Annotated in this window: 12 protein-coding genes; 10 read left to right on the forward strand and 2 right to left on the reverse strand. The window is 67.0% G+C overall.

Annotated elements, in window-relative coordinates:
• The first annotated feature begins 4 nt into the window (after positions 1 to 4).
• Entirely contained in the window at positions 5 to 5425 is a 5421-nt protein-coding gene (locus tag ACSUZJ_RS04375) for an Hpt domain-containing protein (RefSeq protein ID WP_499413636.1), read from the forward strand.
• A gap of 103 nt (positions 5426 to 5528) precedes the next feature.
• On the opposite strand, the gene ACSUZJ_RS04380 is transcribed toward ACSUZJ_RS04375, so the two are convergent.
• Positions 5529 to 6992 (reverse strand): cryptochrome/photolyase family protein, encoded by a 1464-nt coding sequence (locus ACSUZJ_RS04380; protein WP_499416437.1) that lies wholly within the window; start codon positions 6990 to 6992, stop codon positions 5529 to 5531.
• 201 nt (positions 6993 to 7193) lie between these two features.
• Here ACSUZJ_RS04380 and ACSUZJ_RS04385 point away from each other — a divergent pair, with 201 nt between their 5' ends.
• The 6 genes from ACSUZJ_RS04385 (at position 7194) to ACSUZJ_RS04410 (ending at position 11834) form a co-directional block, all read left to right on the forward strand.
• Positions 7194 to 7847, forward strand: coding sequence for a YqgE/AlgH family protein (locus tag ACSUZJ_RS04385; protein WP_499413638.1), 654 nt, complete (start codon positions 7194 to 7196; stop codon positions 7845 to 7847).
• A gap of 2 nt (positions 7848 to 7849) precedes the next feature.
• Positions 7850 to 8242, forward strand: a complete 393-nt coding sequence (ruvX, locus tag ACSUZJ_RS04390) for a Holliday junction resolvase RuvX (RefSeq protein WP_499413640.1) — start codon at positions 7850 to 7852, stop codon at positions 8240 to 8242.
• Entirely contained in the window at positions 8229 to 8759 is a 531-nt protein-coding gene (pyrR, locus tag ACSUZJ_RS04395; RefSeq protein WP_499413642.1) for a bifunctional pyr operon transcriptional regulator/uracil phosphoribosyltransferase PyrR, read from the forward strand. The genes ruvX and pyrR overlap by 14 nt, the downstream gene beginning before the upstream one ends.
• Positions 8740 to 9717 carry an aspartate carbamoyltransferase catalytic subunit gene (locus ACSUZJ_RS04400; protein WP_499413644.1) on the forward strand — a complete coding sequence of 326 codons (978 nt, stop codon included), beginning with the start codon at positions 8740 to 8742 and terminating at the stop codon, positions 9715 to 9717. The genes pyrR and ACSUZJ_RS04400 overlap by 20 nt, the downstream gene beginning before the upstream one ends.
• Before the next feature lie 11 nt (positions 9718 to 9728).
• Entirely contained in the window at positions 9729 to 11009 is a 1281-nt protein-coding gene (locus ACSUZJ_RS04405) for a dihydroorotase (RefSeq protein WP_499413646.1), read from the forward strand.
• Between the two features lie 75 nt (positions 11010 to 11084).
• Positions 11085 to 11834, forward strand: a complete 750-nt coding sequence (locus ACSUZJ_RS04410; RefSeq protein WP_499413648.1) for a lysophospholipid acyltransferase family protein — start codon at positions 11085 to 11087, stop codon at positions 11832 to 11834.
• Between the two features lie 195 nt (positions 11835 to 12029).
• Here ACSUZJ_RS04410 and ACSUZJ_RS04415 read toward each other — a convergent pair whose 3' ends face one another.
• Positions 12030 to 12887: a symmetrical bis(5'-nucleosyl)-tetraphosphatase gene (locus ACSUZJ_RS04415; protein ID WP_499413650.1), complete on the reverse strand. Its 858-nt coding sequence runs from the start codon at positions 12885 to 12887 to the stop codon at positions 12030 to 12032.
• Positions 12888 to 13090: 203 nt separating this feature from the next.
• On the opposite strand from ACSUZJ_RS04415, the gene rfbA reads away from it, so the two are divergent.
• The 3 genes from rfbA (at position 13091) to ACSUZJ_RS04430 (ending at position 15929) form a co-directional block, all read left to right on the forward strand.
• Positions 13091 to 13954 carry a glucose-1-phosphate thymidylyltransferase RfbA gene (gene rfbA, locus ACSUZJ_RS04420; RefSeq protein ID WP_499413652.1) on the forward strand — a complete coding sequence of 288 codons (864 nt, stop codon included), beginning with the start codon at positions 13091 to 13093 and terminating at the stop codon, positions 13952 to 13954.
• On the forward strand, positions 13951 to 14502 hold the full coding sequence (gene rfbC / locus ACSUZJ_RS04425; protein ID WP_499413654.1) for a dTDP-4-dehydrorhamnose 3,5-epimerase: 552 nt from the start codon (positions 13951 to 13953) through the stop codon (positions 14500 to 14502). The genes rfbA and rfbC overlap by 4 nt, the downstream gene beginning before the upstream one ends.
• Before the next feature lie 326 nt (positions 14503 to 14828).
• Positions 14829 to 15929, forward strand: a complete 1101-nt coding sequence (locus tag ACSUZJ_RS04430; protein WP_499413656.1) for an MraY family glycosyltransferase — start codon at positions 14829 to 14831, stop codon at positions 15927 to 15929.
• The last annotated feature ends 8 nt before the right edge of the window (positions 15930 to 15937 follow it).

Below are 15937 nucleotides of genomic sequence, written 5' to 3' on the forward strand. Positions count from 1 at the left end.
GACCATGACTTCTTCCCCGTCCGCGAGCCACTTCGATACAGGTCCCCTGTCCTGGGTGATCGGCGAGATCCGCGACGCGCTCGAGCGCTCCGGCAGCGCACTGCTCGATGCGGCCACGCGTTCGCCGGAGGCGCAGGCGACCCTGCTGCTGCACGCGAAGACCCACCTGCACCAGGCCCACGGTGCGCTGCAGATGGTGGACGTGGAAGGCGTCGGTCTCCTGACCGCCGCCGCCGAGCGCGCGCTCGACGCCTTCAAGGACCGTGCCATCGACTGCACGCCCGAACATGCGAAAGTGGTGCGCGAGGCCTACGGCGCGATCGGCGAATACCTTGACGAGCTGGTGGCGGGCGCCGCGCCGCAGCCGGTGCGCCTGTTCCCGTATTACCGCGCGCTGCAGGAATTGCTGGGCGTGGAACGCATCCACCCGTCCGACCTGATCGCGGTCGACACCGCGGTCACGCTCGACCTGCCGCCGCCCTCGATTGACGCCGCGCCCGACTACGCAGCCTGCCGCGCCCGTTTCGAGAAAGCGCTGCTGCCTTACCTGAAGAGCACGGATCCCGAGGCCCAGCGTCTCCACGCCCAGGCGCTGGCCGAGGCGATCGCGCCGCTGGCCGACGCCAGTGGCGACGCCCGGGCACGCACGTTCTGGAGCGCGCTGCGCAGCTTCGCCGCACTGGTGGCGCAAGGGCGCCTGGCGGGCGACCTCTATGTAAAACAGCTCTTTGGCCAGATCAACCTGCAGCTGCGCCGCCTGTCGCAAGGGCAGACCAGCCTGCCGGACGCGATGCTGCGCGACGCGCTGTTCTTCATCGCCGCCGTTCCCGAGCCCGGGCCCGAGAGCGAAGCGGCCCAGCTGCGGCGCGCCTTCCGCCTCGATGGCGCGGTGCCGCCGGATTATGCCGGGCGCCGCTACGGCAAGGTCGATCCGAACGCGCTGAAGCAAGCGAAGGAAGCGCTGGCCCGTTCGAAATCAGACTGGGACCAGCTGGCGGTGCACCCGGACGACACGCGCGAAGCGGACTTCAACCAGGCGCTGGCTACCCTGGCCGGCGCCAGCGAGAAACTCGGTGCGCCGGCCCTGGCCCAGCTGTTGCGGGAACTCGGCCAGGCGGCCAGCGATTCGATCGCCTCCGGCCGCAGCGACCAGTTCGGACTGGAGATGGCGACGGCGATGCTGTTCGTCGAACACGGCCTGGACCAGGTGCGCCAGCTGCCCCAGGACTTCGACCAGCACGCGGAAGTGGTCGGCCGGCGCCTGCTGGCGCTCGCCGCCGGCGAAACCCCGCCCGACGCCCCCCAGTGGCAGAGCGAACTGGCCGGCCGCATCCAGCAGGGCCAGACGGTGGCCGTGCTGGCCGGCGAAATCAGGAGCGGGCTGCGCCAGGTCGAAAAACTGCTCGACGAGTACTACGACGAGCCGCTGCACAAGCGCGGCGCGCTCGACCAGGCCGCGCCGCTGCTGCACCAGATCGAAGGCGCGCTGCGCATCCTCGACCAGGACGAGGCCGCACGCGCCACCGTCCACGTACGCGACGCCGTGCGCGCCCTGGCGCAGGGCGACGGCGATGTGCTCGCGCAGGCCGCGCCCCTGCACAACATCGCGCGCAACATCGGCGCGCTCGGCTTCTTCACCGACATGCTGGCCCAGAACAGCGAGAGCGCGAGGAGCCGCTTCGCCTTCGATCCCGACGCCGGCCTGTTGCGCGAGCTGGCGCTTGGCGAGACCATCGCGCCCGCCCAGGCAGCCGAGCCGGCCGCCGCGCCGCAGGCAGGCGCCGCCCCCGCGTCCGAGGTGCCCGCCATCGACGCCGAGCTGCTCGAGATCTTCGTGGCCGAAGCCGAGGAGGTGCTGGGCACGGTCGCTGCCGCGCTGCCGGACCTGCGGCGCGACCCAGCCGCGCAGGAGTCGCTGACCCTCGTGCGCCGCGCCTTCCACACGCTCAAGGGCAGCGCGCGCATGGTGAGCCTGGACGAATTCGCCGCCACCGCCGCCGCGCTGGAGCGCGTGATGAACATCTGGCTGGCCGACGGCCGCGCCGCCACGCCCGATCTGCTGGCGTTGGTCGAACACGCGCATGCCGTGCTCGCGCCCTGGGTGGCGGAGCTGGCGCAGGCTGGACAGTCCGCGCGCAGCGGCGCGCCGTTGATCGCGGCGGCGGAACGGGTGCAGGCCGGCGAGCCCTTCGCGCCGGACGGGGAGCCGGCAGCCGAGGCACCGCAGCCGGATGGCATCGCGATCGGGGGCGCAGCGGCCGCGCACGAAGCGCAGGCGCCGCACTCGAACGTCTTTGCCTTGCCGACCGTAACCCGGCCGGCGCCGCCGCCCGACGAAAACCTGCGCCGCGTCGGCACGCTGGAGATTCCTCTGGCGCTGTACAACATCTACATCGCAGAAACCGACGAGCTGCTGCGCACGCTCGAACGCGATTTCGGCGAATGGCGCCACGAACCGGGCCGACCAAGCACGCCCGAGGCGCTGAAGGCGGTGCATACGCTGGCCGGCACCTCGGCCACGGTCCGGTTCGACGCCTTGCGCGACCTGGCCCAGGTGCTGGAGAGCACGCTGGAGCGCCTCGGCGCGCCGGCGCCCACCCTGCAGCCCGCCCAGCATGATGTGCTCGACGTCGTCCTGGCTCGGGTGCGCGAGATGCTGCAGGCTTTCGGCCGTGACGAACTGGCGCCGGCCCAGCCGGACCTGATCGCGCAGCTGGCGGCGCTGCGCGGGCAGCTCGACGCCGCGCAGGCCAACGAAGTCTACGGCGACGTGCCGCAGGACCTGGGCCGCCACCTGGACAGCCTGTTTGCGCAGGCCTACGACAGCCTGCTGGCCGACCCGCCGCAATTCGTGCCATCCGCACCCCCGGCCTCGGCGCCGGCGGCGAGCGCAGCGGCGGCCGCCAGCGACGACATCGACGCGCTGTTCGGCCTCGATGTCGACGAGCTGTTCGACGCGCCGGCGCAGCAGCATGTGGGACCGGCCGAGGACATCGCGCCGCCCGAATCCGCGATGGACGCCGTGACGGAGGACGAGGCCATCGCTGCCGCCGAAGCCGATTTCGGCCCCGATCCTGCCGATGTGCCGGAACCGGAAGCCATCGAGCTGCCGATCAGCCTGGACATCGCCGCACCGGAACCGGAGGCGATCGTGCTGCCGCTGGCCGCCGAGCCGGTGCTGCACGACGAACTCGATCCCGACCTGCTGCCGGTCTTCCTGGAAGAGGCGGCCGACCTGCTGCCGCAGATCGGCAACGGCCTGCGCCAGTGGCAGCAGGACCCGCGCGACACCGCACCGGCGCAAGGCCTGCTGCGCACCCTGCACACGGTGAAGGGCAGCGCGCGCATGGCCGGCGCGATGCGCATCGGCCAGCACACCCACGAGCTGGAAACCCAGGTCGAGAACATGGTCCATGCCGGCACCACCGCGCCGGCCGCGTTCGAGGAGCTGATGGCGAGCTACGACCAGGCGCTGGTCCTGTTCGAGCAGCTGGTCAAGCCGGCCCAGGCCGAGGCCGCGGGCGAAGATGCGGGCGAGGCCCTCGAGCCGGCGCCAGGCAGCGTTGCCGCGCCGGTCCCGGTCGAGCCCCAGGCCGAGGCGCGCACGCCGCTGGTGCGCGTGCGCGCCGACATCCTCGACCGCCTGGTAACCCAGGCCGGCGAAGTCTCGATCACCCGCTCGCGCCTGGAAAACCAGGTGGGCGTGCTGAAGAGCGCATTGACAGATTTCTCGGACAACCTGGTGCGCCTGCGGCGCCAGTTGCGCGAAGTCGAGATGCAGGCCGAGTCGCAGATCGCCTCGCGCATGTCGATTGCCGGCGAGCGCGAATTCGATCCGCTCGAGTTCGACCGCTTCACGCGCCTGCAGGAATTGACGCGCATGATGGCCGAGAGCGTCAACGACGTCGCTTCCTTCCAGGAGTCGCTGGCGCGCACGGTCGACGGCGCCGGCGAGGAGCTGGCCGCGCAGTCGCGCATGACGCGCGACCTGCAGCGCGACCTGATGCGCGTGCGCATGGTGCCCTTCGCCAGCCTGTCCGAGCGCCTGTTCCGCGTGGCGCGCCAGACGGCCAAGGAAACCGACAAGCGCGTCAGCCTCGACATCCGCGGCGGCGGCGTCGAGATCGACCGCAGCGTGCTGGAGCAGATGGCCGCGCCCTTCGAGCACCTGCTGCGTAACGCCATTGTGCACGGCATCGAGCCGCGCGCGCAGCGCACCAGGGCCGGCAAGCCGGAAACGGGCGAAGTGCTGGTGCAGGTCAGCCAGCAGGGCAATGAAGTCGTGCTGCAGTTTTCCGACGACGGCGCCGGCCTGGACCTGGAACGCATCCGCGCCAAGGCGCGCGCGCTGGGCCTGGTCGGCCCGGATGCCGAGCTGTCGGACAAGGATGCAGCCGAACTGATCTTCGCGCCCGGCTTCTCGACCGCCGACAGCCTGACCGAATTGGCCGGGCGCGGCGTCGGCATGGACGTGGTGCGCTCGGAAGCGCAGGCGCTCGGCGGGCGCGTCGTCATCGATTCGAAAGCCGGGCAGGGCACGCGCTTCACCATCCACCTGCCGCTGACGCTGGCCGTGACCCAAGTGGTGCTGGTCGCCAGCGCCGGCAAGACCTATGCGCTGCCCTCGACCCTGGTCGAGCAGGTGCAGCCGGTGCGCGAGCCCGATCTCGCGGCCGCGGCCCAGGCCGGCGTGCTGGAGGTGCAGGGGCAGGTGCTGCCCTTCCACTACCTGCCGGCCCTGCTGGGCGAGGGCGAGACCTTCGAGCCCGGCCTGCGTTCGCGGCCCGTGATGGTGCTGCACAGTGCCGGCGAGCGCATCGCGCTGCAGGTCGACGAGGTGCTGGGCAACCGCGAAGTCGTCATCAAGAACCTGGGGCCGCAACTGGCGCGCGTGCCGGGCATTGCCGGCGCCACGGTGCTGGGCTCGGGCGACATCGTCCTGATCCTCAATCCCCTGGCGCTCGGCCGCAATGCCGGGACGGCCGCGCCGCTGGCCGACGTGGCGATCCAGCCGCCGCCGGCGCACCGCCCCACCGTGATGGTGGTCGACGATTCGCTCACCGTGCGCCGCGTGACCCAGCGCATGCTCGAGCGCGAGGGTTACCGGGTCGCACTGGCCAAGGACGGCGTCGATGCGCTCGAACAGCTGCCGGAAGTACGGCCGGACCTGATGCTGGTCGATATCGAGATGCCGCGCATGGACGGCTTCGACCTGGTGCGCCACGTGCGCAACGACGCGGCGACCCAGGCCATTCCGGTCATCATGATCACCTCGCGCACGGCGGACAAGCACCGCAATGTCGCGATGGGGCTGGGGGTGAACGCCTACTTCGGCAAGCCCTATCAGGAAGCGGTGCTGCTGGCGGCGATTGCGGGGCTACTGGGTGGGGAGATGCCTGAACCAGCAGACAACGCCGGCGCTTGACCCGTAGGGTGGGCGGGTCCCCCGCCCACGCGTTCAGCGGACCGTTGAAACGCCGCGAAAGCTCACCTGCTGGTTGAACGCGTGGGCGGCGAAGCCGCCCACGCTACGTCCCTTCGACTGGCGGCGTGGGTGCTTTGATGACCGCAAACCGCGCCAACGTTTTCTGGCGCGCTTCCTCATGCTTTACGATGGGCGCCGGATAATCGCGCCCCAGCACTACACCACACTCCGCCAGCTCATCGGCCGGCACCAGCCACGGCGCGTGGATATCGCGCGCAGCCAGTTTGCCCAGCTGCGGCAGATATTGCCGAATGAACTCCCCGCGCGCATCGAACTTCTGTGACTGCGTCACCGGGTTAAAAATCCTGAACCAGGGCTGGGCGTCGCAGCCGGTGGAGGCCGCCCACTGCCAGCCGCCCACGTTCGAGGCCAGGTCGTAATCGAGAAGATGGCGCGCGAAGTAACGCTCGCCCCAGCGCCAGTCGATGCCGAGGTCCTTCACGAGAAAGCTGGCCGTCACCATGCGCAGGCGGTTGTGCATGAAGCCGGTCCGGTTGAGCTGGGCCATCGCCGCGTCGACCAGCGGATAGCCGGTGCGGCCCGCGCACCAGGCCGCGAACAAGGCTTGCGCCTCCTCGCCCGCTTCCCATTCGACCGCATCGAAGGCCGGCTTGAAGGCACGCTCGGCCACGTGCGGATGGTGGAACAGGATCATCGCGTAGAACTCGCGCCAGACGAGTTCCGACAGCCACACCGGCGCGCCGCTGCCGCCGGCGCCCATGGCCATCATCTGCTGCAGGGTGCGCACCAGGTGGCGCACCGAGGTGGTGCCGAAGCGCAGGTGTACCGACAACTGCGAAGTGCCTGGTTGCGCCGGAAAGTCGCGCGCCTTTCCGTAGTCCGCCAGGCGCGGAAGGAAGGTTTCGAACTGCGTCGTGGCGCCCGACATGCCCGGCGCGACAGGCGAAGGACCGTCGTCGAAGCCGAGTTCGCCCAGGCTCGGCATGGCCGGCGCCGCCGGCTGCGCGAACGCGGCCGCATGGGGCTCGACCGGCCACGGCGCCAGCGCTTCCGGCTGCGCGGCCAGGCGCTTGAGCCAGGCATTCTTGTAGGGCGTGAACACGCCATAGGGCTGGCCGGCCAGTGTCAGGACCTCGCTTTTCTCGAACACCACCTGGTCCTTGTAGCTGAGCAGTGTGCGCCCGTCCGCCGCCAGCGCTTCGGCGACAAGCGCATCGCGCGCGATCGCATCCGGCTCGTAGTCGCCGTTGACGTGGACCGCGTCCACGTCCAGCTCGGCGGCAAGCGCCGGGATGATGCTGCGCGCCGCGCCCTGGCGCACGAGCAGGCCGCCGCCGAGCCGGCGCAGTTCGGCATCGAGTTCGACCAGGCTGGCGTGGATGAAACGCAGGCGCCCATCCTGGCGCGGCAGGCCGGCGAGGATGGCGGTGTCGAAGACGAACACGCAGTGCACGCTGTGCGATGCGCGCAGGGCGTGGTGCAGGGCGGCGTGGTCGAAAGCGCGCAGGTCGCGGCGGAACCAGACGAGAGACTTGCTTATCGGCATCATTGTGTGTTCAGTCAACACGGCCGGTCATTTTACTGGCTACGATCCCCAGGTAGCCCTTCATGTCAACCGTGTCGTCGCACGCGCAACCGCGCTGCCGGATGGCCGGTTGTGCGTTTCAGTGTAAACTAACGAAAAGCCTAATGTTGTAGTCTGGATACCAGTGGTCAATCAGAGAGTGAGCCAAGAGAGAGTCAGCGTATGAAGAAGAGCAAAATCGGCAACGCTCTACCCATGGCCGGCCTGCCGCAGCAAGGCGAAACCCTTGGAAACATCGGTCCGGCACCATCTGGGTTGAACTTAGCCAATCATTTCCTCATCGCCATGCCGTCCATGGAAGACCCGATCTTCGGCGGTGCGGTGGTCTACATCTGCGAGCACAACGAGAAGGGCGTGCTCGGCGTGGTCATCAACAAGCCGACCGACATGACGATGGAGGTGCTGTTCGACCGCATCGACCTGAAAGTGGCTGACGGCCTGCGCTCGGCCGTCGTGGACGAACCGATCATGTTCGGCGGCCCGGTCCAGGACGACCGCGGCTTCGTGCTGCACAGCCCTGGCGGACGCTATTCGTCCTCACTCAACGTTACCGACGAAGTGGCTTTCACCACCTCGATCGACGTGCTCGAGGCGGTCGCCAGCGGCGCCGGTCCTTCGCGCATGCTGGTCTCCATCGGCTATGCCGGCTGGAGCCCGGGCCAGCTCGAGGAAGAAATCTCGCGCAACGGCTGGCTCACCGTGGGCGCCGACGCCCACGTGCTGTTCGACTTGCCGATCGAGGAGCGCTACAACGCCGCCATCAAACTGCTGGGCATCGACCCGATGATGCTCGCCACCGAGGCCGGCCATGCGTGACAATGGTTGATATCGTTCTTGGGTTCGACTTCGGCGTGAAGCGCATCGGCATCGCGATGGGCAACACGCTCACCGGGCAGGCGCAACCACTGACCATCATCGATGCCATCGACAACGCCACGCGCTTCAAGCTGATCGGCGAGCTGATCGCGCAGTGGCGCCCGGCGCGCCTCGTCGTCGGCGAGCCGCGCCACCCCGACGGCGCCGAGCACGACATGACCCTGCGCTCGCGCCGCTTCGCCAACCAGCTCAATGGCCGCTTCAACCTGCCCGTCGAGCTGGTCGACGAACGTTATTCTTCGGCCGTCATCCCCTCCAAGCGTGGCGAGCGCATCGACGCCAAGGCGGCCGCCATCATTTTGCAACAGTACTTTGACGATCATGCCAACAACTAATCACGACTTCGACGCGGAGGCGCTGTACCGCGCCCTGCTCGAACAGGTACGCACGGGCCTGGCCGGTGTGCCGGATGCCGCCATCGTCGGCATCCATTCGGGCGGCGCCTGGCTGGCCGAGCGCCTCGCCTCGGACCTCGACCTGAAAGCGCGCCTGGGCTTCATCGACGTCTCGTTCTACCGTGACGACTACGCGAAGAAGGGCCTGCATCCGGACGTGAAGCCGACCCACATCGGCTTCAACGTCGACGGCGCGACTATCGTGCTGGTCGACGACGTGCTGTTCACCGGCCGCACCACGCGCGCCGCGATCAACGTGCTGTTCGACTACGGCCGCCCGGCCTGCATCAAGCTGGCGGCGCTGGCCGACCGCGGCGGACGCGAACTGCCGGTGGCGCCGGACTTCGTGGGCGTGCGCACCACCCTGGAAGGCCATCAGCTGCTGTCGCTGGCGCGCGACGCCGCCGGCCAACTCTCGCTCACCATCGAAGACGATAATGCCGATTCTGAACAATAACCCGCAACTGAACAAGAATGGCGAGCTGCAGCACCTGCTGACCATCGAGGGACTGCCGAAAGCCATCATCAATCACATCCTCGACACCGCATCGAGTTTCGTCGGCATCTCCGACCGCGAAGTGAAGAAGGTGCCGCTCATGCGCGGCAAGAGCGTGTTCAACCTGTTCTTCGAGAACTCCACGCGCACCCGCACCACCTTCGAGATCGCCTCCAAGCGCCTGTCGGCCGACGTCATCAACCTGAACATCCAGGCTTCGTCGACCTCCAAGGGCGAGTCGCTGCTCGACACCATCGACAACCTGGCGGCCATGCATGCCGACATGTTCGTGGTGCGCCACGCGCAGTCGGGCGCGCCCTACCTGATCGCCCAGCACCTGAACAAGACCGGCCAGAAGGACATCCACGTCGTCAACGCTGGCGACGGGCGCCACGCGCACCCGACCCAGGGCCTGCTCGACATGTACACGATCCGGCACTACAAAAAGGATTTCACGAACCTGCGCGTGGCCATCGTCGGCGACATCCTGCACAGCCGCGTGGCGCGTTCGGACATCCATGCGCTGACCACCCTGGGCGTGCCGGAAGTGCGCGCCATCGGCCCGCAGACCCTGCTGCCGGGCGGCCTGGAGCACATGGGCGTGCGCGTCTTCAACAACATGGACGAAGGCCTGAAGGACGTCGACGTGATCATCATGCTGCGCCTGCAGAACGAACGCATGTCGGGCGCGCTGCTGCCCTCGGCGCAGGAGTACTTCAAGAGCTACGGCCTGACGCCGGAGCGCCTGGCGCTGGCGAAACCGGACGCGATCGTGATGCACCCGGGTCCGATGAACCGCGGCGTGGAAATCGACTCGGCGGTGGCCGACGGCAAGCAGGCGGTGATCCTGCCGCAGGTGACCTTCGGTATCGCGGTGCGCATGGCAGTGATGAGTATTTTGGCGGGAGGCAGGGTTTGAACTTCGCACGGATGAAATTACATATCAAGAACGGGCGCCTGATCGACCCGGCAAACGGCATCGACCAGGTGACGGATCTCTTCATCGCGGACGGCAAGGTCGCCGCGATCGGCGATGCGCCGGAAGGCTTCACGGCCGATTCCACCATCGACGCGACCGGCCTCGTGGTCGCGCCGGGCCTGGTCGACCTCTCGGCGCGCCTGCGCGAGCCGGGCTACGAATACAAGGCGACCCTGGAATCGGAAATGCAGGCGGCGATCCAGGGCGGCGTGACCACGCTGGTCTGCCCGCCGGACACCGACCCGGTGCTGGACGAGCCGGGCCTGGTCGAGATGCTCAAGCATCGCGCGCGCAACCTGAACCAGGCCAACGTGCACCCGCTGGGTGCGCTGACCATGGGCCTGAAGGGGCAGGCGCTGACGGAAATGGCCGAGCTGACCGAGGCCGGCTGCATCGGCTTCGCCCAGGCCGAGGTGCCGATCCTCGACACCAACGTGCTGCTGCGCGCGCTGCAGTATGCGAAAACCTTCGGCTACACGGTCTGGCTGCGTCCCCAGGATGCGCACATCGGCCGCGGCGGCGTGGCCCACAGCGGCCCGCTGGCCTCGCGCCTGGGCCTGTCCGGCGTGCCGGTGATGGCCGAGACCATCGCCCTGCACACGATCTTCGAGCTGGTGCGCGCCACCGGCGCGCGCGTGCACCTGTGCCGCATGTCGTCCGCCGCCGGCCTGGAGCTGGTGCGCGCCGCCAAGGCCGAAGGCCTGCCGGTCACCTGCGACGTCGGCGTGCACCACCTGCACATGACCGACGCCGACATCGGCTTCTTCGATTCGAACGCGCGCCTGACGCCGCCGCTGCGCACCCAGCGTGACCGCGACGCCATCCGCGCCGGCCTCATCGACGGCACGGTCGACGCGATCTGCTCGGACCACACCCCGGTCGATGACGACGAAAAGCTGCTGCCCTTCGCCGAAGCCTCGCCCGGCGCGACCGGTCTCGAGCTGCTGCTCTCGCTTACCCTGAAATGGGCCGAGGAACTGCACGGCGACGCGGCGCTCCTGCGCGCGCTGGCGAAGATCACCTCGCAGGCGGCGCGTACCGCCGGCCTGGACGCTGGCCAGCTGGCGCCGGGCGCGGCGGCCGATGTCGTCGTCTTCGACCCGGCGAAGCGCTGGCTGGTAGAAGGCGCGGCGCTGGCGAGCCAGGGCAAGCACACGCCTTTCCTCGGCTACGAAGTGACCGGGCAGGTGCAAGCGACCGTCGTCGGCGGCCGTGTCGCCTACCAGCGTTAAAGCCCAGGCACGGCGCGCCAGCGCCGTGCCTGGACTTCGCGTCCCGTCGTCCGTTTTCCTTTCCCGTTCGATCCCATGCTCCGTTTGCGGCTAGCCTGGCGCCTTGCGCGCGTCGTCCTCCATCTGCTGGCTGGCCTGGCGACCTGCGCGCTGGTCTTCCCCTGGGCGCGCAGGAAGCTGCGCGACGCGCTCACGCGGCGCTGGTCGCGCCGCCTGCTGGCCATCTGCGGCGTGCGCGTCGAGGGGGAAGGCGGCGCGCCCGTGCTCGAACACGCGCTGTTCGTCTCCAACCACGTGTCCTGGCTGGACATCTTCGTCATCAATTCGCTGCACCCCTGCCGCTTCGTGGCCAAGGCCGAGATCCGCGCCTGGCCAGTGCTCGGCTGGCTGGTCGCGGCGGCCGGCACCGTCTTCATCGCGCGCGGCAACCGGCGCGAACTGCGCCACATCTTCAAGGGCATTGTGAGCGTGCTGGAGCAGGGCGAGCGGGTCGCCTTCTTCCCCGAGGGGACGGTCGCGCAGCAGGGCCAGGTGCTGCCATTTCACGCCAACCTGTTCGAGGCGGCGATCGACGCCGCCGTGCCGGTGCAGCCCTGTGCGCTGGCCTACCTGGATGAAGCCGGTGCCTGGCATCCGAACGTCGATTACGTCGGCGAGATCACCTTTGTCGACAGCATCCTGACCATCCTGCGCGGCGGGCCGATCCGCGCGCGGTTGCACTGCCTGGCGCCGCTCGATGCGGCCGGCGCCCACCGGCGCGAGCTGGCGGCGGCGGCGCACGATGCTGTGGCAAATGCTCTCGACAGGAGAGCCCCGGTGTCGTAGGGTGGGCACTTGTGCCCACGCGCTACGGCGATTGAAAAAAACGAGGCCGATGATCTCGCGGAAACGCGCTGATCATCGGCCTTTTTCGTTGGCATGCGTTTCGATCAGCACGCGAGGCACGGCGTGGGTTCGAGAACCCACCCTACGAAAAGCGATTGGCAAGATCTTCGCGCGCGGCGCGGCATACGGTAACCATCACCGCGTGGACTCGGGAGTCCACCCTACCGGCCGGTACTCCGGACAATCCACCTGCAACAACGTCCGGTCGTCCAGGCACACCGCGGTCAGCTTTCCGCCCCAGACGCAGCCGCTGTCGAGTCCCACCAGGTTGGGGCGCAGCACCAGCCCAAGCGCGGACCAGTGCCCGAACACCACGGTCACGTCGCTTGTCCGGCGGCCCGGCAGGTCGAACCAGGGCACCAGTCCCGAGCCCTCCGGCCCGTTCTCGCTTTCCTTGTGCGCGAAATCCATGGTGCCGTCGGGCAGGCACAGGCGCATGCGGGTGAGGGCGTTGACGATGCAGCGCAGGCGCGCGATGCCTTCCAGACTGTCGTCCCAGCGGTCGGGCTGGTTGCCGTACATCCGGCCCAGGAAATCGATCCAGCCGTCGCCGCGCAGCACGGCCTCGACTTCGCCCGCCAGCGCCATGGTCTTGGCCGCATCCCATTGCGGGGCCACGCCCGCATGCACCATCAGGTGGGCGTCGACGAACATCGCCAGCGGACGCGCGCGCAGCCAGGCGACCAGCTCGTCGAGGTCGGGGGCGGCCAGGATTTCGTCGAGGGTGTCGGACCTGCTCGCCTTCTGGGCGCCGACGGCGACCGCCAGCAGGTGCAGGTCGTGGTTGCCGAGCAGGGCTTCAACCCGTCCGCCGCTCGCTTCCGACAGCGCCTTCATGCGGCGCAGCGCCATCAGCGACTCCGGGCCGCGGTTGATCAGGTCGCCGACAAACAGGATGCGGGCGTCGCCAGCGGCATCCGCGGCGATCTTGTCGAGCAGGGCCTGGGCCTCGTGGGCGCAACCCTGCAGGTCGCCTATGACATAGGTTTTCATCGTGTGGTCATTTCCGGACGCGGCCGCGCGCCGCGCCCCTTGTTCTTGTTCGATCATACCGGCACAGGCGCGGCGCCGGCCGTGCTGGCATACTAAATGATTTTGGTGGTGGGCGGTATCAATGCCGCCGCCTTGCCCTGCCGGGCAAACCTCCGGACAATGGTCATGTACGACCATGTACGATTGACCCAGGACTGGTTCCAATGATCACTTCCCCGTGCACGCGCCTGTATCCGACGACGACAGCGGTATCGAAGCAGCTCATGCCGGTGTACGACAAGCCGATGATTTATTATCCGCTGACGACGCTGATGCAGGCCGGAATACGGAAGATCCTGATTATCTCGACCGAGCAGGACCAGCCGCGTTTTGCGCAATTGCTGGGCGACGGCGGTCAATGGGGCCTGTCCTTGCATTATGCGATGGAGGCCGCGCCCGAACAGATTGCCCAGGCTTATCTGATCGGGCGCGATTTCCTCGCAGGTGGATCCTCGGCCCTGACTCTGGGCGACAACATCTTTTATGGCCACGGTCTCGAACGCACCCTGCAGGCGGCAAATGCGCGGCACGATGGCGCGACCGTGTGCGCCTATCACGTCCAGAATCCGCAGCCTGATGGCGTGATCGAATTCGGCGCAGCCGGCCGGGCTTTGTCGATTGAAGAAAAACCGCGCGTCCCGCAATCGCATTACGCAGTTACCGGACTCTACTTTTATGAGCATCTGGCCTGTGATATCGTGGCAGGCCTGCGGCCGTCGGCGCGCGGTGAACTGGAAATTACCGATATCAACCGGGCTTATCTGGCAGCAGGATCATTGCCGGTCGAAGCGATGGAGCCCGGTATGGCCTGGCGCGATACCGGCACCCACGAATCCCTGCTCGACGCGGCGCAATTCATTGCGCCGATCGAAAAGCGCCAGGGACTGAAAGTCGCGATGCCCGGAGAAACCGCATTTCGTATGGGCTATATTGACGCGGCTGAACTGGAAAGCCTGGCTGGACCATTCCAGCACACCAGTGACAGCAAATACCTGCTCCAGTTGCTGGACAATTCGGTGCTGGAATGAAAGTGCATCCCACCGCCATTCCCGGCGTGCTGCTGATCGAGCCGCTGGTCCACGAGGACGAGCGCGGGGTATTCTTCGAAACCTTCAATGAGCGCGCATTCGAAAGCGCCACCGGCCTGCGCCTGCATTTTGTCCAGGATAACCAGTCGTTCTCGGTGGCGAATACCGTGCGCGGCCTGCATTACCAGGTGGGAAAGCAGCAGGGCAAACTGGTGCGCGTGATCCGGGGCACGATTTTCGATGTCGCGGTCGACATGCGCCGTGCGTCGCCCACCTTCGGGCAGGCGACGACGCTCGTGCTCAGTGCCGGGAACCGGCGCCAGTTATGGATTCCCCCGGGTTGCGCCCATGGTTTCCTGGCGCTTGGTGATGGCGCCGAATGCATCTACAAGATCACCGATTACTGGTCACCTGCGCACGAGCGCGTCCTGTTGTGGAACGATCCCGCATTGGCCATTGCCTGGCCGCTGGACGGGGCGCCGATATTGTCGGAAAAGGACAGGGCAGGCACGCCGTTGCGGGATGCCGAGGTCTGTGATTTCTCCTGATGCCGGCCTCGGCCGGTCTTGCTTTTCCTCCATTCCCTACGCAGGCGATTTTGATCAATCGTGCACATTCCCTGCACGATAAACTGCCGTGTTCGAGATTGACAGCGTTTATGCGGTTACAATGTAATTACTCTTTTTGCAAGGGTGACGGAGCCGCTGTCTCCGCCCCGCATCGGAGCGCCCGACTTCAGCTCAGGGCAAGGCGCTGAGGGCGAGACCTTGCAACGCCGTACGGGTGTGGCAGGCGCTCCAAGCCCCGCATGGCCTTGCCTGGCCGCATGCGCGTCGCAGGCCGTTGCCTGCCGAGTCGGTACCGCAGGAGCGTCATGTTTTCATTCCTGGTTAGCTTCGTCTGTTCCACCCTGCTGACCCTGCTCGTCATCAAGCAGGCGAAATTGCACGCGCCTGCGCTGGATTCCGATTTCCAGGGCGTGCAACGTGCGCATACCCATCTGGTAGCCCGCATCGGCGGCCTGCCGATCTATTTCGCGGTGCTTGTCAGCGCGGCCATTTCGATCTGGCGCGAACCGATCATGCTGCAATGGATGACGGCGCTGCTGGTCAGCGCTTTCGTCGCTTTTATTGGTGGAATTGTCGAGGATTACACCGGCACTGTGCGGCCGTCGCGACGGCTCCTGCTGACCATGGCCGGGGCAATGCTGGGTTATCTGCTGCTCGACGCCAAAATCTCACGCATCGACCTGCCATTCGGGCCTGTATTGCTCTCCTCGACCTGGATCGTGGTGCCGCTGACGATATTGGCCGTGGCCGGCATCGCGAATGCGGTGAATATCATCGACGGCTTCAATGGCCTGGCCAGCATGGTAACCATTTGTATGCTGCTTTCGCTTGCCTATGTGGCGTTGCAGGTGGGTGATGTGTTCGTGCTGGTTGCCGCCTTGATGGTGGCTGGCGCCACGGCTGGTTTCCTTGTCTGGAATTATCCGGTGGGACTGATATTCCTCGGCGATGGCGGGGCCTACTTTATCGGATTCATGCTCGGCGAGTTGGCATTGCTCCTGGTAATGCGAAATCCCGAGGTATCGACCTGGTATGCCGCCCTGTTGCTGATATATCCCGCATTCGAAACGATGTTTTCTGCTTATCGACGGATGTTTGTACGGGGAAAATCACCAGCGGTGCCGGACGGCATACATCTGCACAGCCTGATTTTCCGCCGGGTAGTGCGATGGACGGTGGGTAAAAAAGAAGCACGATCGCTGCTGAAGCGTAATGCGCGCACCTCGCCTTATTTGTGGCTTTTTTCGCTCATGGCCGTCATCCCGGCTACTTTATTCTGGCAAAATACAAGCGTGCTGATAGTTTTCTGTTTATTGTTCGTTATCAGCTACCTCTGGCTGTATGCGCGTATTGTTCGATTCAGGTCGCCACGGTGGCTGATTTGGCGCAAGAAGGACTGGCAATAAATTGCCGT

Origin of the sequence: Telluria sp. B2, from assembly GCF_051789535.1 — a bacterium.
In the GTDB taxonomy this organism is placed as follows: Bacteria; Pseudomonadota; Gammaproteobacteria; order Burkholderiales; family Burkholderiaceae_D; genus Telluria.